General features: G+C 66.1%; 21 protein-coding genes and 1 pseudogene. 15 read left to right on the plus strand and 7 right to left on the minus strand.

Annotation, left to right across the window (positions count from 1 at the left end; translation table 11 throughout):
• The first annotated feature begins 127 nt into the window (after positions 1-127).
• Positions 128-898 carry an SDR family oxidoreductase gene (locus tag LN047_RS12910; RefSeq protein ID WP_056317463.1) on the plus strand — a complete coding sequence of 257 codons (771 nt, stop codon included), beginning with the start codon at positions 128-130 and terminating at the stop codon, positions 896-898.
• A 117-nt stretch (positions 899-1,015) separates the two neighbouring features.
• On the opposite strand, the gene LN047_RS12915 is transcribed toward LN047_RS12910, so the two are convergent.
• A complete protein-coding gene (locus LN047_RS12915; protein ID WP_056317465.1) occupies positions 1,016-1,612 on the minus strand; it encodes a C40 family peptidase in 597 nt (198 codons plus the stop codon).
• 368 nt (positions 1,613-1,980) lie between these two features.
• On the opposite strand from LN047_RS12915, the gene LN047_RS12920 reads away from it, so the two are divergent.
• Both LN047_RS12920 and LN047_RS12925 read left to right on the plus strand, forming a co-directional pair.
• Positions 1,981-3,480 carry an AMP nucleosidase gene (locus LN047_RS12920; protein WP_373981942.1) on the plus strand — a complete coding sequence of 500 codons (1,500 nt, stop codon included), beginning with the start codon at positions 1,981-1,983 and terminating at the stop codon, positions 3,478-3,480.
• 157 nt (positions 3,481-3,637) lie between these two features.
• The gene (locus tag LN047_RS12925; protein WP_082586184.1) at positions 3,638-5,197 is read left to right on the plus strand and encodes an amino acid permease; all 1,560 of its coding nucleotides are present in this window, start codon (positions 3,638-3,640) and stop codon (positions 5,195-5,197) included.
• Positions 5,198-5,217: 20 nt separating this feature from the next.
• Here LN047_RS12925 and LN047_RS12930 read toward each other — a convergent pair whose 3' ends face one another.
• Positions 5,218-6,150: a YicC/YloC family endoribonuclease gene (locus LN047_RS12930; RefSeq protein WP_056317471.1), complete on the minus strand. Its 933-nt coding sequence runs from the start codon at positions 6,148-6,150 to the stop codon at positions 5,218-5,220.
• 184 nt (positions 6,151-6,334) lie between these two features.
• On the opposite strand from LN047_RS12930, the gene rph reads away from it, so the two are divergent.
• The gene (rph, locus tag LN047_RS12935) at positions 6,335-7,069 is read left to right on the plus strand and encodes a ribonuclease PH (protein WP_056317474.1); all 735 of its coding nucleotides are present in this window, start codon (positions 6,335-6,337) and stop codon (positions 7,067-7,069) included.
• 201 nt (positions 7,070-7,270) lie between these two features.
• Here rph and LN047_RS12940 read toward each other — a convergent pair whose 3' ends face one another.
• Both LN047_RS12940 and LN047_RS12945 read right to left on the minus strand, forming a co-directional pair.
• Positions 7,271-8,644 (minus strand): MmgE/PrpD family protein, encoded by a 1,374-nt coding sequence (locus LN047_RS12940; protein ID WP_175155423.1) that lies wholly within the window; start codon positions 8,642-8,644, stop codon positions 7,271-7,273.
• Between the two features lie 16 nt (positions 8,645-8,660).
• Positions 8,661-9,821, minus strand: coding sequence for an acyl-CoA dehydrogenase family protein (locus tag LN047_RS12945; RefSeq protein ID WP_056317477.1), 1,161 nt, complete (start codon positions 9,819-9,821; stop codon positions 8,661-8,663).
• A 231-nt stretch (positions 9,822-10,052) separates the two neighbouring features.
• Between LN047_RS12945 and LN047_RS12950 the strand changes: the two are divergent.
• Positions 10,053-11,438, plus strand: a pseudogene (locus LN047_RS12950) (methyl-accepting chemotaxis protein); the annotation flags it as partial.
• A gap of 198 nt (positions 11,439-11,636) precedes the next feature.
• Here the strand turns inward: LN047_RS12950 and LN047_RS12955 are convergent.
• Positions 11,637-13,490, minus strand: coding sequence for an EAL domain-containing protein (locus LN047_RS12955; RefSeq protein WP_373981943.1), 1,854 nt, complete (start codon positions 13,488-13,490; stop codon positions 11,637-11,639).
• 203 nt (positions 13,491-13,693) lie between these two features.
• Here LN047_RS12955 and rdgB point away from each other — a divergent pair, with 203 nt between their 5' ends.
• From rdgB to ntrC, 5 genes are all read left to right on the plus strand, one after another.
• Positions 13,694-14,317 carry an RdgB/HAM1 family non-canonical purine NTP pyrophosphatase gene (rdgB, locus tag LN047_RS12960; protein ID WP_373981944.1) on the plus strand — a complete coding sequence of 208 codons (624 nt, stop codon included), beginning with the start codon at positions 13,694-13,696 and terminating at the stop codon, positions 14,315-14,317.
• A gap of 34 nt (positions 14,318-14,351) precedes the next feature.
• Complete coding sequence (gene hemW / locus LN047_RS12965; protein ID WP_373981945.1) at positions 14,352-15,572, plus strand: radical SAM family heme chaperone HemW; 1,221 nt, start codon at positions 14,352-14,354, stop codon at positions 15,570-15,572.
• Positions 15,573-15,755: 183 nt separating this feature from the next.
• Positions 15,756-17,168 carry a type I glutamate--ammonia ligase gene (gene glnA / locus LN047_RS12970; protein WP_056317488.1) on the plus strand — a complete coding sequence of 471 codons (1,413 nt, stop codon included), beginning with the start codon at positions 15,756-15,758 and terminating at the stop codon, positions 17,166-17,168.
• Positions 17,169-17,355: 187 nt separating this feature from the next.
• Positions 17,356-18,420 (plus strand): nitrogen regulation protein NR(II), encoded by a 1,065-nt coding sequence (glnL, locus tag LN047_RS12975; RefSeq protein ID WP_373981946.1) that lies wholly within the window; start codon positions 17,356-17,358, stop codon positions 18,418-18,420.
• Positions 18,420-19,928, plus strand: a complete 1,509-nt coding sequence (ntrC, locus tag LN047_RS12980; RefSeq protein ID WP_152384367.1) for a nitrogen regulation protein NR(I) — start codon at positions 18,420-18,422, stop codon at positions 19,926-19,928. Before glnL ends, ntrC begins: the two co-directional genes overlap by 1 nt.
• A 30-nt stretch (positions 19,929-19,958) precedes the next feature.
• Here the strand turns inward: ntrC and LN047_RS12985 are convergent, their stop codons facing one another.
• On the minus strand, positions 19,959-20,870 hold the full coding sequence (locus LN047_RS12985) for a LysR family transcriptional regulator (protein WP_056317499.1): 912 nt from the start codon (positions 20,868-20,870) through the stop codon (positions 19,959-19,961).
• 181 nt (positions 20,871-21,051) lie between these two features.
• On the opposite strand from LN047_RS12985, the gene LN047_RS12990 reads away from it, so the two are divergent.
• The 5 genes from LN047_RS12990 (at position 21,052) to LN047_RS13010 (ending at position 25,557) form a co-directional block, all read left to right on the plus strand.
• Positions 21,052-21,750 (plus strand): pirin family protein, encoded by a 699-nt coding sequence (locus tag LN047_RS12990; RefSeq protein ID WP_373981947.1) that lies wholly within the window; start codon positions 21,052-21,054, stop codon positions 21,748-21,750.
• A gap of 113 nt (positions 21,751-21,863) precedes the next feature.
• Positions 21,864-22,769, plus strand: coding sequence for a pirin family protein (locus tag LN047_RS12995; RefSeq protein ID WP_373981948.1), 906 nt, complete (start codon positions 21,864-21,866; stop codon positions 22,767-22,769).
• A gap of 103 nt (positions 22,770-22,872) precedes the next feature.
• Positions 22,873-23,463 carry an ABATE domain-containing protein gene (locus LN047_RS13000; RefSeq protein ID WP_373981949.1) on the plus strand — a complete coding sequence of 197 codons (591 nt, stop codon included), beginning with the start codon at positions 22,873-22,875 and terminating at the stop codon, positions 23,461-23,463.
• A gap of 171 nt (positions 23,464-23,634) precedes the next feature.
• Positions 23,635-24,507, plus strand: coding sequence for an alpha/beta fold hydrolase (locus tag LN047_RS13005; protein ID WP_373981950.1), 873 nt, complete (start codon positions 23,635-23,637; stop codon positions 24,505-24,507).
• A gap of 72 nt (positions 24,508-24,579) precedes the next feature.
• Complete coding sequence (locus LN047_RS13010) at positions 24,580-25,557, plus strand: Bug family tripartite tricarboxylate transporter substrate binding protein (protein WP_373981951.1); 978 nt, start codon at positions 24,580-24,582, stop codon at positions 25,555-25,557.
• A 43-nt stretch (positions 25,558-25,600) separates the two neighbouring features.
• Here the strand turns inward: LN047_RS13010 and LN047_RS13015 are convergent, their stop codons facing one another.
• Positions 25,601-26,377: an ABC transporter ATP-binding protein gene (locus LN047_RS13015; RefSeq protein WP_056317520.1), complete on the minus strand. Its 777-nt coding sequence runs from the start codon at positions 26,375-26,377 to the stop codon at positions 25,601-25,603.
• Positions 26,378-26,382: the final 5 nt, after the last annotated feature.

The raw sequence follows: 26,382 nt of genomic DNA on the forward strand, positions 1-26,382 counted from the left end.
ATAGCAAATCGCGCGGGTGGCCGCGCGCGCCGGAATGTTGAAAGTGTGTTGCGCTTGGAACCTTCGCTTGCAGCATCCGTAAAGCGATTCGGGTAGGATTTCGCGCATTCATAAGACGGAGAATCCGATGAACACGAACGAGATCGATCCGCCCCGCGTCGCCCTGGTCACGGGCGCCGGTACCGGCATAGGCCGCGCAGTCGCGCTGGAATTCCTGGCGCAGGGTTACCGGGTCGTGCTGGCTGGCCGCCGGCGCGAGCCGCTGGAAGCCACCCGCACGGCGGCGGGCGAGGACGGGCTGCGGGCGCTGGTCGTGCCCACGGACGTGTCCGACGAGCAGGCGGTCCGCGATCTCTTCGACACCGCCCAGCGCGAATACGGCCGCCTGGATGTGCTGTTCAATAACGCGGGGCGGGGCGCGCCGGCCGTGCCGATCGAGGAATTGCCGGTTGCCGTATGGCGCGAGGTCGTGGACACCAACCTGACCGGCATGTTCCTGTGCGCGCAGGCGGCCATCCGCATCATGAAGGCGCAGCATCCGCGCGGCGGCCGCATCATCAATAACGGCTCGATTTCGTCGCATGCGCCCCGGCCGTTCTCCATCGCCTATACCGCCACCAAGCATGCGGTGACGGGGCTGACCAAGTCGATTTCCCTGGATTGCCGCCCGTACAACATCGCGTGCGGCCAGATCGACATCGGCAACGCCGCCACTGAAATGACCGAGCGCATGGCCGCCGGCATCCTGCAGGCGGACGGCAGCACCAAGGTGGAACCGCGCATGGACGTCGCTCACGTGGCGCAGGCCGTCGCCGCGATGGCCCGTCTGCCGCTGGATGCCAACGTGCAGTTCATGACGCTCATGGCGACCAACATGCCCTTCGTGGGCCGGGGCTGAACCGGCTGGGCGGCACACTTGGCCAGGACGGCCAGGCACGAGAACGCCGGCATGCGCATGCCGGCGTTTTTTTTGACTCCCCCGGCGCCGGTCAGACGCCGTCCAAGCGTCCCGCGGTTAGCGCGAGGCTTGGGCCAGCAACTGCTTGGGCGGGGTATCCAGGTAGGCGCGGGCGCCCAGGTAGCGCTTGGACCAGTAGGCGGTCTTCATGTCGTCCACCCGGACTTTCGTGCCGCGGCGCGGCGCGTGGACGAACTTGTTCTGACCAATATAGATGCCGACGTGGGACGTCACGCCGCGTCCGCGGGTGGCAAAGAACACCAGGTCGCCGGGGCGCAATTCCTTCTTGGCCGAGACGGTCTTGCCTTCACTGCGCTGGGCGCGCGCGGTGCGGGGCAGCTCCAGGCCGGCGATTTCACGGAAGACATACAGGACGAGGCCGCTGCAATCGAAGCCGTCGGCATCGTCGCCGCCCCAGCTGTAGGGCGTGCCGATCGCCTCCAGGCCGGCCTGCACGACGCGTTCGCGCAGCGTCAGGACCGTGGGCTCTTGCGCCAGGCGCAGGCCGCTGAGGGTGGGGCGGGCTTGTTCGGCGGCCAGCGAGGCGTGGGCGGCGCCGGGAATCCAGGACAGCGTCAGGGCCAAGAGGGGCGCTGACAGAAATGCGGGCGTGCGGAATTGGGTAAAGCGAAACTTTCGCGTGGGCGGCGTCATTACGTCACTTCAAAAAATCGGAGTGGGCGGCATGGCTTTGCCTTGATAGGCAAGCCGGCGGAAAGGGGAGCGGTTTACAGGCGGAACGCAAGAAACGCCTCATGATTATAGTGTAATAATGTTTCATTACATTTGTAGTGCAATGCAGCATAATCCGGCGCCCGCTGTTACCGCACGCCCACCGCGCGACGTAACAGCATCGTCAGATCTGGCGCGTGCGCGGCTGGGCGGCAACCATACGGCCGCCAATAACGCCGCATGACATTTCAATGCCCATCGCCTCGGGCATAATCGACCGCATCGGCCCAGCGGCTTCGCGCGCGGCCGAGGATGCAGGCAAGACAAATAAGAAGGCGGAGTAAAGCTCAATGATGAACGCAGTGCACCCTTTGTCCTCCATGAACCGGCCCGAGGCCTTGCCCTTCGAACCCTTCCAGGACGCCGTGTCCGCCGTCGACCGGCTGGTTGAAATCTATGCGCGCAACACCGCATTCCTGCGTACCGCGTTCCGCGAGGTCCTGAAGGGCACCGGCAACGGCAGCGCGCGATTCCGCGCCTGCTATCCGGCCATCCGCATCGTGGTGGAAACCTACGACCCCATCGACACCCGGCTTTCGTATGGCCACGTGGCCGAACCGGGCTACTACCAAACCACTGTCACCCAGCCGGCGCTGTTCCGCGACTACCTGATCGAGCAGGTCGGCCAGTTGTTGCAGAACCATCGGGTCGCGGTCGAAGTGGGCGAGTCCGATTCGCCGATTCCGCTGCATTTCGCCTTTCCCGAGGGCGCCTACGTGGAGGGCGAGCACCTCGAGGCGCTCAAGCGCCCGCTGCGCGACCTGTTCGACGTGCCGGACCTGGCAGTCACGGACGATGCCATCGTCAATGGCTCGTGGCGCGGCAAGGACGGCGAGCCCAAGCCGCTCGCGCCGTTCACCGCGCAGCGCGTGGACTATTCGCTGCACCGGTTGCAGCACTACACCTCGACCGCGCCGACGCACTTCCAGAATTTCGTGCTGTTCACCAATTACCAGTTCTACGTGGATGAGTTCTGCGCCCGGGCCCGCGCCCTGATGGCCAGCGGCAACGAAGACTATGAAATGCTAGTCGAGCCCGGCAACCGCATCACGCGGCGCGGCGAAAGCGGACCTGGCGACGAAGTCCAGCCGGTGCGCCTGCCGCAGATGCCCGCCTATCACCTGGTGCGCGGCGATCATTCCGGCATCACGCTGGTCAATATCGGCGTGGGGCCGTCCAACGCCAAGACAATCACCGACCACATCGCCGTGCTGCGCCCGCACGCCTGGCTGATGCTGGGCCATTGCGCGGGCCTGCGGGACTCCCAGCGGCTGGGCGACTATGTCCTGGCGCACGGCTACGTCCGGGAAGACCATGTCCTGGACGACGATCTGCCCACCTGGGTGCCGGTCCCGGCCCTGGCGGAGGTGCAGGTGGCGCTGGAGCAGGCGGTCGAAGAAGTGGCCGGGCTGTCCGGGTGGGACCTGAAGCGCATCATGCGCACGGGCACCGTCGCCACGATCGACAACCGCAACTGGGAGTTGCGCGACCACGTCGATCTGGTGGAACGCTTTGCGCAGTCGCGCGCGATTGCGCTGGACATGGAATCGGCCACCATCGCGGCCAACGGCTTTCGTTTCCGGGTGCCTTACGGCACCTTGCTGTGCGTGTCCGACAAGCCTTTGCACGGCGAACTGAAATTGCCGGGCATGGCCAGCGCCTTCTACCGGCGTCAGGTCAACCAGCATCTGGAGATTGGCATTCGAGCGCTGGAGCGCCTGCGCGACATGCCGCCCGAACGGCTGCATTCACGCAAGCTGCGCACGTTCATGGAAACAGCGTTTCAATAAACGGGCCGCTGCCGGAAGGCTGAACGGCTGATCCGTCCCCCGCAGCCCGCGATTTTTCATGTCGGGGCCGATTGCGCTATTCTCGCGCGTTGCTCGGTAATCCCAGGGCGTTCGCGCGGCGTTGCGCGAGCGCCATCCAGACGTGAAGGAACGCATTTTGGCTCCATCGGAACACGATGACCGCCGCTCCGGCGGCACGCGCAACGCGCAGGCGGGCAGGCCGTCCGAATTGCGGCGCACGCTGTCCGCACGCCACCTGACCATGATCGCGGTGGGCGGGTCGATCGGCACCGGCCTGTTCGTGGCGTCCGGCGCGACCATCGCCAAGGCCGGGCCCGGCGGCGCGCTGCTGGGCTACGTGCTGATCGGCATCATGGTGTATTTCCTGATGACCAGCCTGGGCGAACTGGCGGCCGCCATGCCCGTGTCGGGCTCGTTTTCAACCTATGGCGCGCGCTATGTCGAGGATGGTTTCGGCTTCGCGCTGGGGTGGAACTATTGGTACAACTGGGCGGTGACCGTCGCGGTCGACCTGGTGGCGGCGCAGCTCGTCATGGCGTACTGGTTTCCCGACGTGCCCGGCTTTTACTGGAGCGCGTTGTTCCTGGCGATCACATTCGGACTGAACGCCATGTCCGCCCGCGGCTTTGGCGAAGCGGAATTCTGGTTCGCGCTCATCAAGGTGATCGCCGTGCTGGCCTTTGTCACGATGGGCGTGATGATGCTGCTGGGCATCATCCGTGGCGGCGAGACGGGCGGCCTGGCCAATTGGACGGTGGGCGACGCGCCGTTCGCCGGCGGCTTCGCCGCGCTGATCGGCGTGGCCATGGTGGTGGGATTTTCCTTCCAGGGCACCGAACTGATCGGCATCGCCGCGGGCGAATCGAAGGATCCGGCGCGCAATCTGCCGCGCGCGGTGCGCCAGGTGTTCTGGCGCATTCTGCTGTTCTACGTGGCGGCCATCCTGGTCATCGGCCTCTTGATTCCCTATACCGATCCGCACCTGCTGCGCAACGACGTCGAGGACATCAGCGTCAGCCCGTTCGCGCTGATTTTCGAGCGCGCCGGCCTGTTGGGCGCCGCGTCCGTCATGAACGCCGTGGTGCTGACGTCGGTACTGTCTGCGGGCAATTCCGGCATGTACGCGGCCACGCGCATGCTCTACAGCCTGGCCCGGGAAGGCAAGGCGCCGCGCATCTTTGGCCGCATCTCGCGCGGCGGCGTGCCGCTGTGGGCGCTGCTGGCCACCACCGTCGTGGCGGCGCTGTGCTTTTTCACGTTCATCTTCAGCCCCAACGCCGTCTATATCTGGCTGCTGAACACCTCGGGGATGACGGGATTCATCGCGTGGCTGGGTATCGCCATCAGCCACTACCGTTTCCGCCGCGGGTACGTGAAGCAGGGCAACAGCCTCGCGGATCTGCCTTATGTGTCCCCGTTCTTTCCCTTCGGACCGATTTTCGCGTTCGTGCTGTGCCTGATCATCACGCTGGGGCAGAACTACCAGGCGTTCCTGCAGGACAAGATCGATTGGGGCGGCGTGGTCGCCACCTACATCGGCATTCCGCTCTTCCTGCTGATCTGGGCCGGCTACCGGCTGACGCGCGGTTCGCGGTTCGTCAATTACCGCGACATGCGCTTTCCGGACGCTCGCGCCCGCAGCCAATACCTGGATTCGGCGCTGCGGGGCGAACCGGCGATCGGCGAGAGCCGGTAAAGCGGGGGGCGTGGCGCGCCTTACTCGATATTCTGCGCCTGCTCGCGCATCTGCTCGATCAGCAGCTTCAGGTCCATGGCGGCGCGGGTGACTTCCATGCTGCCTGCCTTGGAGCCCAGCGTGTTGGCTTCGCGGTTCATTTCCTGGAACAGGAAGTCCAGGCGCTTACCCGCGCTGCCGGCGCTCTTCTTGCCGGCCGCCGCCTTGCCGCCGCCGTCCGAGAGCAGATGACGCAGTTCTTCCAGGTGCGAACGCAGGCGTGACAGTTCCTCGGCCACGTCGATGCGCAGGGCAAAGAGGTTGGCCTCCTGGGACAGGCGCTCGGACAGTTCGGCGCCGGAAATATGCGTGAATCCGCCGGGGAACGCGGATTCCACGCTTTCACGCAGTTTGGCGGCCTGCCGGTCGCGGTGGTCGGCCAGTAGTTGCGGCAGATGCGCCTGCACGATGTCCACCACGCGCGCGACGCCGTCGGCGCATTCGCGCATCATGCCGGCCAGGCGCTCGCCTTCACGCTCGCGGCCTTCCTGAAGCTGGGTCAGCGCTTGCTGGGCGGCCTGCAGGCAGGCGGCGCCCCAGATCTGCGGATCCAGCGCATCGTTGCCGCGCTGGCCGGGCCAGTTGAAAAGTTCGGCAAGGCGCGGGGAGGCGATGTCCGGGATGATGCGGCGCGCGGCCTGCAGCTGTTCGGCCAGGCTGTCGAGCCAGGCGGGATCCAGCTTGGACAGATCGGTATTGGCCGCACGGGTAAAGGACACGCGGATTTCGACCTTGCCGCGTGCCAGATTGGCCGTCAGCAGTTCGCGCAGCGGCGTTTCCACGTGGCGCAGTTCGTCGGGCAGGCGGAAATACAGGTCGAGAAAACGGCTGTTGACGCTGCGCAGTTCTATGGCGAGAGTGCCTTGTTCTAAGTCTGCTCGGGCGTTGCCGAAGGCGGTCATGCTGCGGATCATGGTGTGCGAGTCCTGGTAATTCCTGAGGTGGGAGCCGGTTGCGCCGGGGCCCGCGGCGCCCAGGGTCTGGGCTGCGGGTCTGTGTTTTCAACCGGATACATCGCGGCAGGATACTCCAAGCGCGATTGTCCCGGCGCGCCTGCCCGTACAATGCCGCGAATCGAAGCCAAGTCTGGAGCCCGTTGTGACCACCATCCCCACCATTGCCCGGCCGTCGGGCCGCGCCGCCGACCAACTGCGTCCGTTCAGCCTGGAGCGCGGGTTCACGCGTTACGCCGAAGGCTCCGTGCTGGTGAAGGCGGGCGACACCCACGTGCTGTGTACGGCAAGCGTCCTGGACAAGGTACCGCCTTTTCTGAAGGGCAAGGGCGAAGGCTGGGTAACGGCTGAATACGGCATGTTGCCGCGGGCCACGCACACGCGCGGCGACCGCGAGGCCGCGCGCGGCAAGCAAAGCGGCCGCACGCAGGAAATCCAGCGCCTTATCGGACGCAGCTTGCGCGCCGTGTTCGACATGAAGGCGCTGGGCGAACGCACCCTGCACCTGGACTGCGATGTGCTGCAGGCCGACGGCGGCACGCGCTGCGCCAGCATCACCGGGGCCTGGGTGGCGGCCGCTGACGCGGTGGCGCTGCTGATGAAGCGCGGCGACCTGGCCGCCAGCCCGATCCGCGACGCGGTGGCCGCGGTGTCCGTGGGCCTGGTGCGCGGGCAGGTGGTGCTGGACCTGGACTACCTGGAAGACTCGGCTTGCGACGCTGACGTGAACGTCATCATGACGGGCAGCGGCGCCTTCGTGGAAGTGCAGGGCACCGGCGAAGGCGCCACGTTCACACGCGGGGAGCTGGACACGATGCTGGTGCTGGCGGAAAACGGCATCGCCAATCTGGTGAAGGCGCAACGCGCCGCGCTGGCGTAAGCCACGCGAATTGTGCGCCGTGCGAGCACGGTGTCTGACACCCTGGTGAGATAACCGGCAACTGACGGTTGTGCCCGCAGGGTGTCAGACACCTTGCAGCGTCGCCCACAATCACGACACGGTGTCTGACACCCTTGTGAGATAGCCGGCAACTGACGGTTGTGCCCGCAGGGTGTCAGACACTTTGCAGAGACGCCCGAATTACCGCGGCAGCAGCGTCTCAACCTTGCCCAGCTTCTCCAGCCCCCAGATCGTCGCGATCAGGCCGCGCAGTTCCTGCTCTGTCGCCGCGTCGGCGTAGCGGCCCAGACTGAGCGTCTTGTCCTCGATTTCGGGGCGGCTGAGCGTGTTGCCGGGATCGCCCTTGGGTTCGTCCACGCGGCCATGCAGCACGCGGCCGTCGCGGGTGTAGACCGTGACCTTGCCGATCCAACGTTGCGGATAGGCGCCGTCGACTTCCGGGTCGAGGGCCATTTCGACTTTGCCGCGGAAGGCGGCCACGCCGGGGTCGTCGAGGCCCGCGTCGAACTCGGCAAGCCCGGCGCGGCCCTGGCGCGCGATCAGCGCCAGCACCGTGCCCATCGAGAACTTGGATTGGTGCACCGTCTGCGGATTGACGACGGGGCCAAGGACGTCGATGGCGCCCTGGTGGACATGCGCCACGACGCGCTCGACGTCGGCCTCGGTGAGGTCGTTGTCGCGCAGCGCCTGTTGCAGCGCGTCCGCCGCCGGATGCGTGTGCCGGCAAGAGGCATGGAACTTGAATGAGGTCTCGGCAAGCGCCCAGCGCTGTCCCAGCCGGTCGCACAGGCGGCTGGGGTCGGCGTCCGTGGACATGCCGGCCGCCATGCCTTGCGGGCCTTCCAGGATGTGGCGGGCGCCCGTGAAGCCTTCGCGCGCCAGGTAGGCCGCGGTGATGCCGTCGGCGGCGGCCTTGGCGGTGTGCAACTGCTTGGAGTCGGCGGCGTCGCGCAGAAATTCCCACAGGCCTGCGGCTTGCGTGCCCGCCGAGCCCAGTGCGTGCAGCATCTGTTCGGGGGACAGGCCCAGCAGCCGCCCCGTGGTGACGGCGGCAGCCAGGGTGCCCGCCGTGCCGGTGGTGTGGAAGATCTTGTAGTGCGAGCGCCCGAGGAACTCGCCCACGCGAATGCCGACCTCATAGCCGGCGACGGCGGCGGTAAGCAGATCGCGTCCCGACGACCCCAGCGCCTGCGCGACGGCCAGCGCGGGAGGGAACACCACGGCGGCGGGGTGAAAGACCGAGCCATTGTGCACGTCGTCCTGTTCGACCACATGCGCGGCCGCCGCGTTGACCATGGCGGCAAAAAGCGGCGTGGTGCGGCGGCGGGTGATCAGGACTTCGCTGGGGCCATCGGCCGGACCCATTGCGGCGGCATAGCGGTCGATCGCCTGGACCGCGCGGGCGGACGCGCCGGCAAGGATGGATGCCAGGCAATCGAGGAGCAGGTCTTCGGCGCGGCGCAGCACCGGGGCGGGGATGTCTTCGTAGCGCAGGTTGGCGGCAAAGGCGGCGAGTTCGGCGCTCAGGTGCGGGGTGTCTTTGTCTGCGGTCATGTCGGAAGTTGGCATGTCAGAAGGAGCGGGGCAGGCCCAGGATGTGTTCGGCGACGTACGACAGGATCAGGTTGGTGGAAATGGGGGCCACCTGATAGAGGCGCGTCTCGCGGAACTTGCGCTCGACGTCGTATTCGGTGGCAAAGCCGAAGCCGCCGTGGAACTGCAGGCAGGCGTTGGCCGCTTCCCAGGACGCGTCGGCGGCCAGCAGCTTGGCCATGTTGGCCTGGGCGCCGCAGGGTTCGTGGGCGTCGAATAGGCGGCAGGCTTCGTAGCGCATCAGGCTGGCTGCCTCGACGTTGATGTGCGCGCGCGCGATGGGGAACTGCACGCCCTGGTTCTGGCCGATCGGGCGGCCGAAGACCATGCGTTCCTTGGCGTACGCGGTGACCTTGTCGACGAACCAGTAGCCGTCGCCGATGCATTCGGCGGCGATCAGGGTGCGTTCGGCGTTCAGGCCGTCCAGGATGTACTTGAAGCCCTTGCCTTCTTCGCCGATCAGGTTTTCTTCCGGGATTTCCAGGTTGTCGAAGAAGAGCTCGTTGGTCTCGTGGTTGACCATGTTGGGGATCGGGCGGATCGACATGCCGTGCTTGACCGCATGGTGCAGGTCAACGAGGAAGATCGACATGCCTTCGGACTTGCGCGTGACCTGATCGAGCGGCGTGGTGCGCGCCAGGAGGATCATCAGGTCCGAGTGCTGCACGCGAGAGATCCAGACCTTCTGGCCATTGATGACGTAGCGGTCGCCGCGCTTGACGGCGGTGGTCTTGATCTTGGTGGTGTCGGTGCCGGTGGTGGGCTCGGTGACGCCCATCGACTGCAGCCGCAGTTCCCCGGCGGCGATGCGGGGCAGGTATTCGCGCTTCTGGGCCTCGGATCCGTGGCGCAGAAGCGTGCCCATGTTGTACATCTGGCCGTGGCATGCGCCGGAGTTGCCGCCGCTTCGGTTGATCTCTTCCATGATGACCGAGGCTTCGGTCAGGCCCAGGCCCGAACCGCCGTATTCCTGGGGGATCAGGGCGGCCAGCCAGCCGGCTTCGGTGAGGGCGCGCACGAAGTCCTCGGGGTAGCCGCGTTCTTCGTCGACCTTGCGGAAATACTCGGAGGGAAACTGCGCGCAGAGGTCGCGGACGGCTTCGCGGATGTCCTGGTAGGCGTGGGAGGCTTGGAGCATGTGACTGGCTTTTCTGATTGAAGGAATGGTTCGGGACAGGATCGAATGTGCCGCAAGGCCGCGCATGTGCCAATTCACAAATCATTAATACAGGGTTCCTGATCGCAAAAGCGCCGCTTCATGACGGCAGTGCGACACGTCCCATCCGAGGTTGTGTCAAGAAATTGCCAAACTGGGTGTCCATAATCCGTTGCACTGCCGCACGGGCGGCCACGCAACACACGGATGGATATGCGAAAAAATCTGAGGGTAACGACGGCGCTGTCGGCCATTCTTGCCTTGTTCGTTGTGCTGTTCGCGCTTGCCGCGGCAGCGGGCATCACGGTCCTGCGCGACAACCGCGCGGATATCGAGGCCCTGGGGCGGGGCAGCATCGAAAGGGCGAGCGATCTGGCCGACATGACCAGCCGTCTGTTCCAGGCGCGCGCGGCGCTCACGGACGCCAAGACGGCGATGGAAGGCGGGCTGGAAGACGCGCGCAACGCATCGCTGGCCCAGGCCGATGGACTGCTCAAGCAGGCCGCTGCCAGTCTGGCGCGCCTGCGCGCCAACCCGGACGACAGCGCCCAGGGCGCGCCGCTGTTTGCCCAGGTCCTGACGGCGTATGCCGCCTTTGCCGACCAGACGCTCGTGCCGATGCGCACCGCGATCCAGGGGTGGAACGGCATCGAGGTCAACCGGCTGACGGACAAGGCGCTGCCGGCCAGCGGGGCTGCGTATGTGAAGCAGGCCGAGGCCTACCAGGCCTACGCCCGCGAACAGGGGCAGGAGGCGGTGGCCGGCGCAAGCCGCACGCTTGAACGGGTTATCGTGGTGGCGGCGGCCGTGCTGGGTTTCGTCCTGGTGCTGGCAGTGCTGATCCGGCTGGGATTCCGCCGCAGCATCGTGCGGCCGCTGAACGAGGCGGGGGCGCACTTTGACCGCATTGCAGACGGCGACCTGACCGGCGTGATCACGCAACGCGGCGACAACGAAATCGGCGTCCTGTATTCGGCCATGCGCCGCATGCAGACGGGGCTGTCGGCCGCCGTGGCCTCGGTCCGTCTGGGGGTGGAAGAGATCCACACCGGCTCGGGCGAGATTGCGGCGGGCGGCGCCGATATGTCGGACCGCGCGGCGCGCCAGGCTGGCTCGCTGCAGGAAGCGGCGGCCAACATGACCCAGCTGGCCCATACCGTTCAGATGACCGCCGGCAACGCGGACCTGGCGAGCCGCCAGGCGGCGAGCGCCACGCAGCTGGCGCAGCGCGGCGGCCAGGCCGTCGATGAAGTGGTGCACAGCATGCAGGGCATCGCCGATAGCGCGCGGCGCATCGGGGAGATCGTGGGCGTGGTGGACAGCATTGCGTTCCAGACGAACATCCTTGCGCTCAACGCAGCCGTGGAAGCGGCGCGCGCGGGCGAGCAGGGCAAGGGGTTTGCCGTGGTGGCGGGCGAAGTGCGGTCGCTGGCGCAACGCAGCGCCCAGGCCGCGCGCGAGATCAAGGGCCTGATCGAGGATTCGGCCGCGCGCGTGGATGCGGGCGTGCGTCATGTGAATCTGGCGGGCGACACCATGCGCGACATGGTGGCTTCGGTCGATCGCGTGACGCAGATCGTGACCGAGATTTCCAATGCCACCGCCGAGCAGGCCGCCGGCATTGCGTCGGTCAACCATGCGGTGGCCGATATCGAACGAGCCACGCAGGAAACGGCCGCAATGGTCGAACAGACGGCGGCTGCCGCGGCGGCGCTGGAATCCCAGGCGCAAGGACCGCGCCGGGCCGTGGCCAAATTCCAGATCGCGCAGGGGGCGCAGGCCGCGGCGCGCGAGGCCTCAGCCGGTGAGTTGCGGCAGGGCGGCGCCGGTGTAGCGCTCGGCCACGAGCGACAGATTCCCGTGTTTGACCTTGTGCTTGACATGGGCGGCCGCCGAGGCGATGTCCTCAGGGCGGATGCGCTCGCATAACGAGGGCGTGACGGTCAGGGCGCCCACGCCCAGCGTCACGAACGGAAAGAAGCGCGGCACGCCGTACCGGTCTTCGGCCTCGATGCCGCCGTTGCGGCGGCCCTGTTCGTCATACAGGGCCACGGCTTCCTCGTTGAATTCCGCAATGATGCGCTCGATGCGCGCCCTCCAGTCGGGGCTGCGCAGCAGCACCACGAAGTCGTCGCCGCCCACGTGTCCCACGAAATCGCGCTGCGGATCGCAGTGCCGCTTGATGACGTCGGCGGTCAGCATGATCATGTCGTCGCCGCGCCAATAGCCGTACACGTCGTTGAAGGGCTTGAAGTTGTTCAGGTCGCCGTAGCAGATGGTGAAGTCGGCGGCGTCTTCGAGGAGCGTGGCGATGTGCCTGCTGATGGGGATGTTGCCGGGCAGGGACGTCAGCGGATTGGCGTAGCGCGCCGCCTCGATCCGCATCTCGGTCACCGAGCGCACCAGCGTTTCGCCGGTGGCCAGGCCGTCGTAGCGGCCGTCGCGCGTGATGATCAGCCCGTCCATCAGGTAGCGCTGGTCTTCGGAAATCAGCACGTGGCTCAGCTGGTCGATGGACACGTTGACATCCACCAGCACCGGCTCGGCGTTCATGAAGGTCGAGCAGGCGTCGCGGCCGAAGAGCTCGCGCGTGTAGCGCTGGGCGTAGTGTTCCGAGAAGTCGCGCCGGTTGATGATGCCGACCGGCCGGTTGTCGGCGTCGATCACTGCCACGGCGTGCAGATTCTTGTGCTCGATGAAAAGACGATGCACGTCATCGTTGGTGTGCTTGGTCAGCAGCGCGGCCGGCGCTTCGACGCGCAGGCTGACGGCGGTGCCGCCGGCGGCGCGTTGCGACACGGGCGCCGACGTGCGGGAACGCAGCGAATCCCGCAGCGGCGGCGTCAGTTCGGTCAGCAGGATTTCCTCGGGCATGCCCAGGAACCAGCCCTGCGCGTAGCGGATATCCAGCTCACGCACGACGGCCAGGTCTTCGGCGGTTTCGATGCCTTCGGCGATGACCGACGTGCCCAGATGCTGGGCCACCTTCAGGATGGCCCGCACCATGTTCTGCTTGCGCTCGTCGTGGCCGATGCCGTCAAAGAAGTAACGGTCGATCTTGACCAGCTCGGGCTGGGTTTCCGCCCAGAGCTGCAGGTTGGAATTGCCGACCCCGTAATCGTCCAGCGCGATGCGCATGCCGGCTTCGCGCAGGCACGCGAACGCGTTGTGCAGGTCGGCCATGCGGTCAGACAGGGGATCCTGTTCGGTAAGCTCGACAACGATGCTGGCGGGCTCCAGGGCGCAATCCTTGAGCAGCCGGGCGGGCATGTCGTAGCCCCAGAGGGTCCAGTAATGGAGCAGGGCAGAGCCGGACAGGTTCAGGAACAGCTTGCCGGCGGCGTCGTTCTGTTCGAACCCCCGCGCGCCCGCGCGAAAACTGGCCAGTTCAAGCTGCGGGTGCAAGCCTTGACGGCGCGCCTCGGCGAACAGGGCATCGGGATAGTGCAGTGGCGTGTCGGCGGGACCGCGGATCAGGCTTTCGTGCCCATAGATCCGGCTGTGGGACAGGTCGATCACCGGCTGGAAGCGCGGACGCAACAATCTTTCGCGCAGGATGCCAGCCAGGCTGGCGTGGGCGGGCGCTCCGCCGGGATGGTGATGGGGAGCACGGGCCGCCGCAGGCCGTGGCAAAGCGTGAATGGAGTTCATCGCCGGGGCATTGAGAAACGATCAGTGACAAGATGGGTCATATTGACAACAAAATATGTCTGCGTTGTTGCGCCGAATCGTTGACGTGCAATCTTCGGGCGCTGTTACAAAAGTGTCAACAAGCAATTCACCCGGGCGTGGTACCCGCGCCATCATCGTGGAATGCGCGCCCGCCGCAGGCGCACCCCTATACAATCCGCCCTATGACATCCCCCAAGATTCCCGACTCCCTGCGCCGCGTCGTCCTGGCGTCCAACAATGCCGGCAAGCTGCGCGAGTTCTCCGCGTTGTTCGCGCCGCTGGGCATTGAGCTGGTGCCCCAGGGCGAACTGGGCGTGCCGGAAGCCGAAGAGCCGCACGTCACCTTCGTCGAAAACGCGCTGGCCAAGGCGCGCCACGCCAGCCGCTTGACTGGGCTGCCCGCGCTGGCGGACGACTCGGGCCTGTGCGTGGCCTCGCTGGATGGCGCACCCGGTGTCTATTCGGCCCGCTATGCCAAGATGCACGGCGGCGAGAAGTCCGATGCGGCCAACAATGCGTTGCTGGTGCGCAACCTGGCATCGGTCGAGGACCGCAGCGCCTGGTACGTGGCGGTTCTGGCGCTGGTGCGTTCCGAGAACGATCCCCGCCCGCTCATCGGCGAGGGCCTGTGGCATGGCGAGATCATCGATGTGCCCGAAGGCGCCAACGGTTTCGGCTACGATCCGCACTTCTACCTGCCCGACATGGCGCTGACCGCCGCGTCGCTGGATCCCGACGAAAAGAACCGGGTCAGTCACCGCGCACGGGCGCTGCGCGAGCTGCTCAGCAAGATGGGCAACGCTTGAACACGGCGCCGGCAAGGCGCCAGGAATTTTCCGCATGTCCATCATCATTCCCATCCGCAACGACATGGGTGCGCCTAAGTCGCGCCTCGTCGTGCCTGCTGGCGCCACGCTGACCAGCCTGCCGCCCCTTTCCGTCTACGTCCACGTGCCCTGGTGCGTGCGCAAATGCCCTTACTGCGATTTCAACTCGCATGCCGCGCCGGGCGAAATTCCCGAGCGTGCCTATCTGGACGCGCTGCGCAGCGACCTGGAACAATCGCTGCCGTCCATCTGGGGCCGGCAGGTGATTTCCGTCTTCATCGGCGGCGGCACGCCCAGTCTGCTGTCGGCCGCCGGCCTGGACGAGCTGCTGGCGATGTTGCGGGCGTACCTGAATCTGTGGCCCGACGCCGAGATCACGATGGAGGCCAATCCGGGCACGGCCGAGGCCGGCCGTTTCAGGGACTACGCGGCCAGCGGGGTCACGCGCTTTTCGTTGGGCATTCAGAGCTTTGACGACGCCCAGTTGAAAAAGCTGGGCCGCATCCACGATGCCGCGCAGGCGCGCGCGGCGATCGACATGGCGCAGCGGGCGGCGCCCCGCGTCAACCTGGACGTGATGTTTGCCTTGCCCGGCCAGTCGCTCGAGGCCTGTACGGCCGATCTGCGCGAGGCCATATCGTTCGGCACCGAGCACCTGTCGCTGTACCACCTGACGATGGAACCGAACACGGTCTTCGCAAAGTTTCCGCCCGAGGACCTGCCCGACGATGACACCAGCGCCGCCATGCAGGACGCGGTGGAAGCCGAGCTGGCCGCGGCGGGGCTGGCGCGCTACGAGGTCTCGGCCTACGCCAAGCCCGGCGCCCGGAGCCGACACAACATGAATTACTGGGAATTCGGCGACTACCTGGGCATCGGCCCGGGCGCGCACGGCAAGCTGTCGTTCCATGACCGCATCGTGCGCGAGGCCCGCCTGAAGAACCCCGATTCCTGGATGCAGGCGGCGATGGCCCGCGATGGCAGCCACCTGGCCGAAAGCCGCCACGTCGGTCCGGACGAACTGCCGTTTGAGTTCATGCTGAATGCCTTGCGCCTGAAAGACGGCGTGGCGGCGACGGCGTTCAACGAACGCACCGGTTTGTCGCTGGCCGCCATTGCGCACCAATTGGAGGCAGCCTCGAAACGGGGCTTGCTGGACGCCGATCCCACCCGCCTGCGGGCAACCCCGCTGGGCTGGCGCTTCCTCAATGACCTACAGGAAATGTTCCTGTAAGGTGCAAGCACCAAGATGGGGCGATCATGCCCCACCTTTTGCACCATAGTGGTGCTACATTTCCCCAAGACCGACCTGCCTCCCCCCGGGAATACCGGGGTTAAACCTGGCACGCTTATTGCTTCCCTCTTTTATGCCAGTCGACGGGCAAAGCCCTCGACCCTTTTATCTAATGGAGATGACATGGCAAGCCCGAAAGACGTCCTGAAACAGATCGCCGATAACGAAGTGAAATTCGTGGATTTCCGCTTTACCGATACGGTTGGCCGTGAGCACCACGTTTCCGTGCCCACCACTGCTATCGATGAAGACAAGCTGGAAAGCGGGCAGGCTTTCGACGGTTCGTCGATTCCGGGCTGGAAGGGCATCGAAGCCTCCGACATGCTCCTCATCCCCGATTGCTCCACCGCCAACCTGGATCCGTTCCGCGAAGAGCCGACCCTGATCCTGTCGTGCGACGTGGTCGAACCGTCGGACCTGAAGGGCTATGACCGTGACCCGCGCTCGCTGGCCAAGCGCGCCGAAGCCTACCTGAAGTCCTCCGGCCTGGGCGACACCGCCTACTTCGGTCCGGAACCCGAATTCTTCGTGTTCGACGGCGTGACCTGGAACACCGACATGTCGGGCACGTTCGTCAAGATCAAGTCCGAAGAAGCGCCTTGGTCCACCGGCCTGGAGTTCGAAGGCGGCAACACCGGCCATCGTCCTGGCGTGAAGGGCGGCTACTTCCCCGTTCCTCCGGTCGATTCGTTCCAGGACATGCGTTCGGAAATGTGCCTGCTGATGGAACAGATGGGCGTGCCGGTCGAAGTGCACCACCATGAAGTGGCAGCGCCCGGCCAGCTCGAAATCGGCACCAAGTTCAGCACGCTGGTCCAGCGCGCCGACTGGACGCAGATCGTCAAGTACATCGTGCACAACGTGGCCCACGCCTACGGCAAGACCGCCACGTTCATGCCCAAGCCCATCGTTGGCGACAACGGCTCCGGCATGCACGTCCACCAGTCCATCTGGAAGGACGGCCAGAACCTGTTCGCGGGCAACGGCTACGCCGGCCTGTCCGAATTCGCCCTGTACTACATCGGCGGCATCATCAAGCACGCCCGTGCCCTGAACGCGATCACCAACCCCGGCACGAACTCGTACAAGCGTCTGGTCCCGCACTTCGAAGCGCCCGTGAAGCTGGCTTACTCGGCCCGCAACCGCTCGGCTTCGATCCGCATTCCGTACGTTGGCAACCCGAAGGGCCGCCGCATCGAAACGCGCTTCCCGGATCCCCTGGCCAACCCGTACCTGGCTTTCTCGGCCCTGATGATGGCCGGCCTGGACGGCGTCCAGAACAAGATCCACCCGGGCGATCCGGCCGACAAGAACCTGTACGACCTGCCGCCGGAAGAAGACGCGAAGATCCCGACCGTCTGCGCCTCGCTGGAAGAAGCGCTGGAAGCCCTGGACAAGGATCGCGAGTTCCTGACCCGTGGCGGCGTGTTCAGCAACGACATGCTCAACGCCTACATCGACCTGAAGATGGCCGATGTGACGCGTCTGCGCATGACGACGCACCCGGTCGAATTCGACATGTACTACAGCCTCTGATGTCTTGAGGCCGTGGCTGGGGGGAGCGCGATGATGTAGGCAGAAACCAGGGCCCACACCACGCGCACCACCAGGTAGCCGCCCGATGAATTGCCCGCCCGGCGCCGCGCCGGCGGGCAGGGCGTCGGGCCGGCTCGCCCGTCGCGGACGCGTTCCGCTTTCCCCTGTCCATTCGGGTACGTTGAAAATGAATGTTGAAGCTCTCGATCTGCTAGCCACGTCAGTTTTCCTGGTCAACGAGCGCGGCCACATCGAATACGCCAACGCAGCCGCCGAGGACCTTTTCGGCCGTTCGCGCAAGCAACTTGGCGGGCACTCAGCCGCCACCCTGTACGACAACCCTGAGAACATCCAGTCATCGATCGACCGCGCCGCGGGCGGCAGGTACGCCGACGTGAGGCAACTGGCCTCGTTGCGCCGCGCCACCGAATCCGTGGAAGTCTCGGTGACCACCGTGGGACTGACCGGCCAGCGTTGGCCGGTACTGATCGAAACGCGCGAAATCGAGCAACGTGTGCTGGCCGATCGCAACCACCGGCTGGTTGATGAGATCGAAGCCCACCGTGAACTGCTGCGCAACCTGGCGCATGAGGTCAAGAATCCCCTGGGCGGACTGCGCGGCGCCGCGCAGTTGCTGGAGGCCGAGCTGCCCAGCGCGGCCCTGGCCGAGTACACCCAGGTCATCATTTCCGAAGCCGACCGCCTGCAGGCGCTGGTGGACCGCCTGAGCGGTCCGCAACGTGTGCCGCTCAATGCGCGGCCGGTGAACATCCATGAAATCTGCGAGCGCGTCTGCGCGCTGATCCAGGCCGAGTTCCGCAACGACGTCACGATCCAGCGCGACTACGACGCCTCGGTGCCGGAGCTGAAGGGCGACGCCGCCCGCCTGATGCAGGCCGTGCTCAACGTTGCGCGCAATGCCGCGCAGGAACTTGTGGCGCGTCCGCAAGGTCCGCAGACCGAACCCGGCGTGGTGACGCTGCGCACGCGTGTCGCGCGGCAGGTCATGCTGGCGCACCGTCAGCACCGCCTGGCGCTGGTGCTGTCAATCATCGACAACGGTCCTGGCGTGCCGGAACACATCCGCGACCGCATCTTCCACCCGCTGGTCACGGCCAGGGCGGGCGGCACCGGCCTGGGCCTGAGCCTGGCGCAGGACTTCGTGCAACAGCACGGCGGCATCATCGAATTTGAATCCCGACCGGGGCGCACCGAGTTTCGCCTGGTCCTCCCGATGGAGCCCGCAAACTGATGAAACCCGTATGGATCGTCGACGACGACCAGGCCATCCGCTGGGTCCTCGAAAAGGCCCTGGCCCGCGCTGGCGTCCCCACCCGCAGTTTTTCCCAATCGGCCGACGTGCTGGAGGCGCTTTCGCGTGAAACGCCCGTGGCGCTGGTGTCCGACATCCGGATGCCCGGCGGCAACGGCCTGGAGCTGTTGCGCCAACTGAAAGAGCGCCATCCTGGCCTGCCGGTCATCGTGATGACGGCGTTCGCCGACCTGGACAGCACCGTGTCCGCGTTTCAGGGCGGCGCGTTCGATTACCTGGCCAAGCCGTTCGACGTGAACGAGGCGGTCGCGCTGATCCAGCGCGCCATGCAGGAATCGGCGCAGCCCGAAAGCCCGGAGGGGCAGGGCGAGGCGTCCCAGAACAACGAGCGCTGGATGATGACGCAATCGTCGTCCACCGCCATGCAGGAAGTCTTTCGCGCGATCGGCCGGCTGGCCCAGTCCAAGGTCACCGTCCTGATCACCGGCGAGTCCGGCACCGGCAAAGAGCTGGTGGCCCGCGCGCTGCACGGCCACGGCGTGCGTGCCAGCGGACCGTTTGTGGCGCTGAACGCCGCGGCCATCCCGCGCGACCTGCTGGAAGCCGAACTCTTCGGCCACGAGCGCGGCGCCTTCACCGGCGCCAACAATCTGCGCCGCGGCCGCTTCGAAGAGGCGCACGGCGGCACCTTGTTCCTGGACGAAATCGGCGACATGCCGATCGAACTGCAGACGCGCCTGTTGCGCGTGCTGGCCGAGGGCAGCTTCTACCGCGTGGGCGGTGCGCAACCCGTGCGCGTGGACGTGCGCATCGTGGCCGCCACGCACCAGCCGCTGGAGCAACGGGTCGAGCAGGGGCTGTTCCGCGAAGACCTGTTTCACCGCTTGAACGTGATCCGGCTGCGGCTGCCGCCGCTGCGCGAGCGTGTCGAGGACATTCCCGCGCTGGCCCAGCACTTCCTGACCGCCAGCGCGCGCACGCTGGGCGTGCCCGTCAAGCGGCTGACGCCCGAGGCGCTGGCCGTGCTGACCAAGTTCGACTTTCCCGGCAACGTGCGCCAGCTTGAAAACTTCTGCCATTGGCTGACGGTGATGGCGCCCGGCCAGACGGTGGACCGCGTGGACCTGCCGCCCGAGATCCGGGCCATGGAACACCAGCCGCAGCCGGGCGCGGCGGCGCCCTTGCGGGCCGCCCCGCCCGTCGCGGGAGTGGGCACCGTGGTGCAAGCCGGCGCGTACGCCGAGCAAGCCGCAGGCGACGCCGCGCCGCGCAATTGGCAGGATTCGCTGCTGCGCGACGCGCAGTACCGGCTGGAGCGCGGCGAACCGGCCGTCATGGCGACGCTGACCCGCCAGTTCGAGAAGATCCTCTTGCAAAGCGCGCTGGATGCCAGCCGCGGGCGCCGGGTGGAAGCCGCCTCCCGTCTGGGGATCGGCCGCAACACCATCACGCGCAAACTGCGCGAGTTGGGCATCGAAGACGAATAGCCGTGCAATGGGCCGGTCCGATGGACCGGTCTATAGCCCGAGCAGGCTCTCGCAGAGACGCGGGGACTTCAACTTCTGCAGCCACCACTTCATGGCCTCGCCCGGCGGCTCCGCCCGCCAGGCGTAGGCAACATGTTCCGTCAGGGACATGCCCTCATCCGTCTCACATACCACCAGCAGACCCTGCGCCAGGTAGGGCGCGGCCAGCGTCAGCGGCAGATAGCCGCAGCCCAGGCCGCGCACCTGCGCCTCGATCTTGGCCTGCATCGACGGCATCACCAGCGTCGGCTGATCCGACAGAATGCCGCGCGACTGCACGGGCAGGTTGCGTGACGTGTCGGCAATCACCACTGCGCAGTAGCGCGTGATGTCGGCGCGGCTAAGCGGCTGGGGCAGGGCGGCCAGCGGATGGTTCGCCGCCACGCAGAACCCGAATTGCATCACGCCGATCGCCTGCGAGCGATAAGGGCCCGTCGGCTCGCCCGCCGCGCCCGCACCGATCACCAGGTCCGCGCGCCCCGAGGTCAGCGCATCCCAGTTGCCGCTCAGGACTTCGGTGGAGAAACGCAGCGTCGTGGCGCTGCCCACCGCATGGAACTCATCGATCAGGTCATAGATGGGCCGCCACGGCAGCACCGCGCTGACCGCAATGCGCAGCTGCACCTCCCACCCCGTTGCGATGCGCTTGACCCGGCTGGCCAGTTCGTCCAGCGACTGCAGCAGATGCCGGCCGTCCTTGAGCAGCGCCTCGCCCGCTGGCGTCAAGAGCGCCCGATGCCCCGACCGGTCGAACAGCAGCACGTCCAGGCCATCTTCGAGCTTGCGGATGGAGTACGTGACGGCGGAGGGCACCTTACCCAGTTCGCGCGCGGCCTTGGCGAAGCTGCCGTGGCGTGCGATGGCGTCAACGAGGACGAGGAGTTCGGGCGTGATGGGCTGCATGGAAGGGCGGCAACAGTGGGTATTCAAAAAATTTGAACGAAGTCATCAAAATATAGCGCCAAAACGGGCGGTCAGGGCGCGCAGAATATCACTCATGCCGGGGTTGCAGACAAACGGCAAGGCAGAAAACCCAGCCAAGACGCAGCCCTAACCATTCATATTATTGAAACAGGAGTTCACCATGCTTACGATCCGCCGCGCTGCTGAACGGGGTCACGCCAATCACGGATGGCTCGATTCGTTCCATACCTTCTCCTTTGCCAACTACTACGATCCGGCTCACATGGGCTTTGGCGCGTTGCGCGTCATCAACGACGACCGCATCGCCGCGGGCCGCGGCTTCGGCACGCACGGTCACCGGGACATGGAGATCATCACGTATGTGCTGGATGGCGCGATCGCTCACAAGGACAGCATGGGCAGCGGCTCGGAAATCCAGCCCGGCAACGTCCAGCGCATGAGCGCCGGCCGCGGCGTGATGCACTCGGAGTTCAATCCCCGCCCCGATGCCGAAACGCACATGCTGCAGATCTGGATCGAGCCCAACGTGACTGGCATTGCGCCGGAATACGAAGAGCGCGCCTTCAGCGATGCGCAAAAGCGTGGCCGTCTGCAGGCCGTGGTGTCGGGCGACGGCATCGACGGATCGATGAAGATCCATCAGGACGCGCGTCTGTACGCAGGCCTGTTCGATGGCGACGAGTCGGCCTCGCTGCCGCTGGCCGCCGGCCGCCGCGCCTGGGTCCATGTGGCCCGCGGCAGCGTGACCGTCAACGGCGCCGCGCTCAATGCCGGTGACGCCGTGGCGATCACCGACGCCGGCAGCGTCGAGCTGTCGGGCGGCAAGGACGCCGAAGTGCTGGTGTTCGACCTGGCCTGACGCCAACCGCCGGGCGGATCCTGGAATCCGCCCGGCTCACCCAATTACCCCCCATTACCGGCCCTGAGGCCATTAAGATGGCCTCAGGCCAATCCATTGCGGAGCATTGCACCATGTCGACCCTGTCCCAAGCCGGCGAAAGCCAGATCGAAACCGTCGTGGTGCCGCGCACCAGCGACCTGGGCGGATTCTCCGTCCGCCGCGCCATCCCTTCCATGCAGCGCCGCAGCGTCGGTCCGTTCGTCTTCCTGGACCAGATGGGTCCGGCGGACTTCGACATCGGCACCGGCATCGACGTGCGGCCGCATCCGCATATCGGGCTGTCCACCGTCACCTACCTGTACGAAGGCTCCATGGTCCACCGCGACGGGGCAGGCAACACGCAAACCATCCTGCCCGGTGAAGTGAACTGGATGACCGCCGGCCGGGGGATCGTGCACTCCGAACGCTCCTCGCCGGAAAGCCGCCTCGCGCCGCAGCGGCTTTCGGGTCTGCAGATTTGGGTTGGCCTGCCCAAGGCGCACGAAGAAACCGCTCCGGGTTTCGTGCATTACGGCCTGGATGCGCAGCCGGTGGTCGAAGGCGAGGGCGTGCGTGCCCAGGTCGTCGCCGGTTCGATGTTCGGCAAGACCTCGTCGGTCAAGACGCTGTCGCCTCTGTTCTACGGCGACCTGCAACTGCAACCGGGCGCCACGACAGTGCTGCCGGCCGAGCACGAAGAACGCGCTGCCTATCTGGCCAGTGGCACGGTGGAAATCGACGGCCAGGAATACGAGAGCGGTCGCCTGGTGGTGTTTGCCCCGGGCAAGCCGGTGCAGATCCGCGCCAAAACTGCCGCGCGCTTCGCGCTGCTGGGCGGCGAACCGCTCGACGGTCCGCGCTTCGTGTGGTGGAACTTCGTGTCCAGCAGCAAGGACCGGATCGAACAGGCCAAGCAGGATTGGCAACGCACGCGCTTCGATCAGATCGTGCCCGGCGACGAGACTGAATATATTCCGCTGCCGGAACCGCGCAACTGAGCGGGGCGGAATGACAATGCGTGCTGGGCGGCGTAATGCCGCCCTATGATTTTGTAACTTTTATCGTTTATTTTTAAGGGTTACACTGTCGCCGGAGATCATCATGAACACCAGCCACGCACCCGAATTCCGACAACTGGGCGACCACGTCGCCCTGGACATGATCAACACCGTCGAGCAGAGCAGCGCCGGCCCAGTCGACCGATGGCAGTCGGATGCGGACGTGGCGGGCTGGCTGTCGCTAGCGGGTGTCGACGCCGCGCAGGGCGCCGTGCCGTCCGGTTTGCTGGAAAGCGCGCGCGGCCTGCGCGAAACCGTCCGAGAGCTGGTCGCCCAGCGCAAGGCGCACGCACCGCTGGCGCTTTCCGCGCTGAATCGCGCGCTGGCGGCGGGCGGCAGTCACCTCGAGCTTGCGCCGGCAGACGATGGCAGCCTGGTGGTGTCGCGCCGTTATCCCTCGCAGACGGCGGCGCAATGGCTGCTGCCGGTGGCCGAAGCGGCCGCCGATCTGCTGGCGCATGGCGACTTCGGCCTGGTACGCAAATGCGAAAGCGATGCGTGCTCGCTCTGGTTCTACGACCGAACGCGCTCGCACAAGCGGCGCTGGTGCAGCATGGCGTTGTGCGGCAACCGGCACAAGGTTGCGGCGTTCCGGCAGCGCGAGGCGGCGGACGCCAGCGCCAAGGCGAAATGACGACGATCGATGGTTTCCAGCCCGGCTCATGCCGGGCTTTTTCATGGCCGCGCCAAATCCTCCCTTCGTAACCAGTAAAACTGATATTGCCAGGTTACTCAAAATGCGTAGACTGTGCCGTGAAGCTTCGAAACCCCATCGTCATTCCTTGCCCGAATACCGGAGATCCTCATGAACGCCCAGCCCGACCACACCGTCCACTACCGCCATGCGCAAGCCGATGGCCTGCGCTTTTTCTACCGCGAAGCCGGCGACCCGCAAGCGCCCGTGCTCCTGCTACTGCATGGCTTTCCCACGTCCTCGCATCAGTTCCGCAATGTCATTCCGCAACTGGCCGCGCACTTTCGCGTCATCGCGCCCGATCTGCCCGGCTTTGGCTTCACCGAAGTTCCGGCCGAGCGCGGCTACCGCTACACCTTCGACAACCTGGCCAAATCGCTGGAAACGTTTGTGGACGAACTGGGGCTGACCCGATACGCGATGTATTTCTTCGACTACGGCGCGCCGACCGGCTTGCGGCTTGCGGTGGCGCACCCCGAGCGCGTGACCGGCCTCGTTTCGCAGAACGGGAACGCGTATCTCGACGGCCTGGGCGACGCGTGGGCGCCCATCCGCGCCTACTGGAACGACCCGTCGCCCGCAAACCGCCAGACCGTTCACGACGCCATCCTGAACTTCGAAGGCACCAAGTGGCAGTACGTGCACGGCGTGGCGGATCCGGACAGCGTCGCGCCCGAAGGCTATACGCTGGATGCGGCCCTGCTTGAACGGCCGGGCAACAAGGACATCCAGCTCGATCTGTTTCTGGACTACGCGAACAACCTGACGCAATACCCCGCTTTCCAGGCGTTCTTCCGTCAGGCCCAGGTGCCGACGCTGGCAATCTGGGGGCGCAACGATCCGTTCTTCATTCCGCCGGGCGCCGAGGCCTATCGTCGCGACAATCCGGATGCCGTGGTTGAACTGCTGGACACCGGCCACTTCGCGCTGGAAACTCACGGCCAGTACATCGCCCAGCGCATCATCGATGTGTTGGGGCGCTGACCGGCAAGGGCGGCGCCGTCCGGCGATAAGATGCGCTACCCGTGCATCAACAACAAACGGGAGGGAGACATCATGCGTTGCAATACCAATCATGCGCTGCGCGGATTGGCCGCGCTGGCGTTGATCCAATGCGCCATGCCGGCGCACGCCGCCGGCTATCCGGCCAAGCCCATCACCTTCATCGTGCCGTATACCGCCGGCGGGACCACCGATCTGGTCGCGCGCACGGCGGGACAGAAGGTGGCCGAGAAACTCGGGCAGCCTGTCATCGTCGAGAACCGTCCCGGGGCGGGTGGCAACATCGGGATGGATGCCGTGGCCAAGGCGGCGCCGGACGGCTACGTCATCGGCTTTGGCGCGATCTCCACGAATGCGCTCAATCCCTTCGTGTACCCGAAGATGCCGTTCGATCCGACCAAGGATTTCACGGGAATCAGCATGCTGGGCGCCTCGTCCGTGGTGCTGGAGGTGGGGCCGTCCGTGAAGGTGGACAGCGTCAAGGATCTGGTGGCCTACGCCAAGACAAATCCCAACACGTCGTACGGCACGCCCGGCACGGGCACGTCCATGCACCTTGCGGGGGTGATGTTCGACCAGGTGACCGGGGCAGGCATGCAGCACGTGCCGTACAAGGGCAGCGCCCAGGCCTTGAACGATCTGCTGGGCGGGCACCTGCCGGTGATGTTCGACAATCTGCCCGCGTCGCTCCCGCACATCAATGCGGGCAAGATCCGCGCGCTGGCGGTGACGGGCAGCAAGCGCGCGCCGGCGTTGCCAAACGTGCCGACGCTGGCCGAACTGGGCTATTCGGGGGCGGTGGTGGATCCGTGGTTTGCGGTGTATGGGCCGGCCGGCATGTCGCCCGAGGTGACGCGCGCGTTGAGCGAAGCCTTCCAGGCGGCGCTCGCCATGCCGGACGTCAAGGACAAGCTTGAGAAGGCCGGCTTCATGCCCTATGGCTCGACCCCGCAGGAAGTCGAGCGTCTGACGCAAAGCCAGCATGAGGCCTTCAAGGCCTTGTCGCAGAAGGTGAAGCTGTCGGCGGACTGATCCGCCAGGCGCGGTCCCGGCACGGCTGGCGCCGGGGGCGCGGCTAGCGGCCGCGCGCCAGCGCCTGTTCGCGCTGCTCTTCAAGCGCCTCGCGGCGGATGAAGTCGCGCACGAAGGCGTCGGCCGGGTGATGGTGCAGGTTGTAGGGCGTGTCCCACTGCGCGATACGGCCCTTCGCCATCACCCCGATGCGGTCGGCGATGGCGAAGGCTTCGGCCTGGTTGTGCGTGACCAGGATCGCGGTGTGACCCGTGGTCTTCAGGATCTCGCGCACCTCGAAGGCCAGGCGCTCGCGCGTGTCCACGTCCAGGTTGGAGAACGGTTCGTCCAGCAGCAGCAGGTCGGGCGACGGCGCCAGCGCGCGCGCCAATGCCACGCGTTGCTGCTGGCCGCCGGAGATCTCGTGGGGATAGCTGCTGGCGGCATGCGCCAGGCCGACGAGTTCCAGCATTTCCTCGACGCGGCGGGCGCGATCCTGCCGAGACAGCTTGCGCAGTCCGAACGCCACGTTCAGGCCGACGGTCAGATGGGGAAACAGCGCGTAGTCCTGGAACATCATGCCCACGCGGCGCAGCTCGGGCGCAACCTGTTCGGTGGGCGATGAGATGACCGTGCCGTCGAGCAGGATGCGGCCGGCTCGCACCGGCTCGAAGCCGGCAATGGCGCGCAGCACGGTGGTCTTGCCGCAGCCGGATTCGCCCAGCAGACAGCCGATGTGGCCGGCGGGCAGGCCCAGCGACAAGTCCTGCACGATCGGCTTGACGCCCGCGGGCGTCTCGTAGGCGAGGGAGATATGGTCGATTTCTAACAGATCGGGCACGATGA

This window comes from Achromobacter sp. JD417 (assembly GCF_041879325.1).
In the GTDB taxonomy this organism is placed as follows: Bacteria; Pseudomonadota; Gammaproteobacteria; order Burkholderiales; family Burkholderiaceae_B; genus Achromobacter; species Achromobacter mucicolens.

Bases quoted from the DNA above. Each gene is read 5' to 3' on its own strand.
- LN047_RS12910 (WP_056317463.1), top strand. From the start codon at position 128: ATGAACACGAACGAGATCGATCCGCCCCGCGTCGCCCTGGTCACGGGC.
- LN047_RS12915 (WP_056317465.1), bottom strand. From the start codon at position 1,612: ATGACGCCGCCCACGCGAAAGTTTCGCTTTACCCAATTCCGCACGCCC.
- LN047_RS12920 (WP_373981942.1), top strand. From the start codon at position 1,981: ATGATGAACGCAGTGCACCCTTTGTCCTCCATGAACCGGCCCGAGGCC.
- LN047_RS12930 (WP_056317471.1), bottom strand. From the start codon at position 6,150: ATGATCCGCAGCATGACCGCCTTCGGCAACGCCCGAGCAGACTTAGAA.
- LN047_RS12940 (WP_175155423.1), bottom strand. From the start codon at position 8,644: ATGACCGCAGACAAAGACACCCCGCACCTGAGCGCCGAACTCGCCGCC.
- LN047_RS12945 (WP_056317477.1), bottom strand. From the start codon at position 9,821: ATGCTCCAAGCCTCCCACGCCTACCAGGACATCCGCGAAGCCGTCCGC.
- LN047_RS12955 (WP_373981943.1), bottom strand. From the start codon at position 13,490: ATGAACTCCATTCACGCTTTGCCACGGCCTGCGGCGGCCCGTGCTCCC.
- rdgB (WP_373981944.1), top strand. From the start codon at position 13,694: ATGACATCCCCCAAGATTCCCGACTCCCTGCGCCGCGTCGTCCTGGCG.
- hemW (WP_373981945.1), top strand. From the start codon at position 14,352: ATGTCCATCATCATTCCCATCCGCAACGACATGGGTGCGCCTAAGTCG.
- glnA (WP_056317488.1), top strand. From the start codon at position 15,756: ATGGCAAGCCCGAAAGACGTCCTGAAACAGATCGCCGATAACGAAGTG.
- glnL (WP_373981946.1), top strand. From the start codon at position 17,356: ATGAATGTTGAAGCTCTCGATCTGCTAGCCACGTCAGTTTTCCTGGTC.
- ntrC (WP_152384367.1), top strand. From the start codon at position 18,420: ATGAAACCCGTATGGATCGTCGACGACGACCAGGCCATCCGCTGGGTC.
- LN047_RS12985 (WP_056317499.1), bottom strand. From the start codon at position 20,870: ATGCAGCCCATCACGCCCGAACTCCTCGTCCTCGTTGACGCCATCGCA.
- LN047_RS12990 (WP_373981947.1), top strand. From the start codon at position 21,052: ATGCTTACGATCCGCCGCGCTGCTGAACGGGGTCACGCCAATCACGGA.
- LN047_RS12995 (WP_373981948.1), top strand. From the start codon at position 21,864: ATGTCGACCCTGTCCCAAGCCGGCGAAAGCCAGATCGAAACCGTCGTG.
- LN047_RS13000 (WP_373981949.1), top strand. From the start codon at position 22,873: ATGAACACCAGCCACGCACCCGAATTCCGACAACTGGGCGACCACGTC.
- LN047_RS13005 (WP_373981950.1), top strand. From the start codon at position 23,635: ATGAACGCCCAGCCCGACCACACCGTCCACTACCGCCATGCGCAAGCC.
- LN047_RS13010 (WP_373981951.1), top strand. From the start codon at position 24,580: ATGCGTTGCAATACCAATCATGCGCTGCGCGGATTGGCCGCGCTGGCG.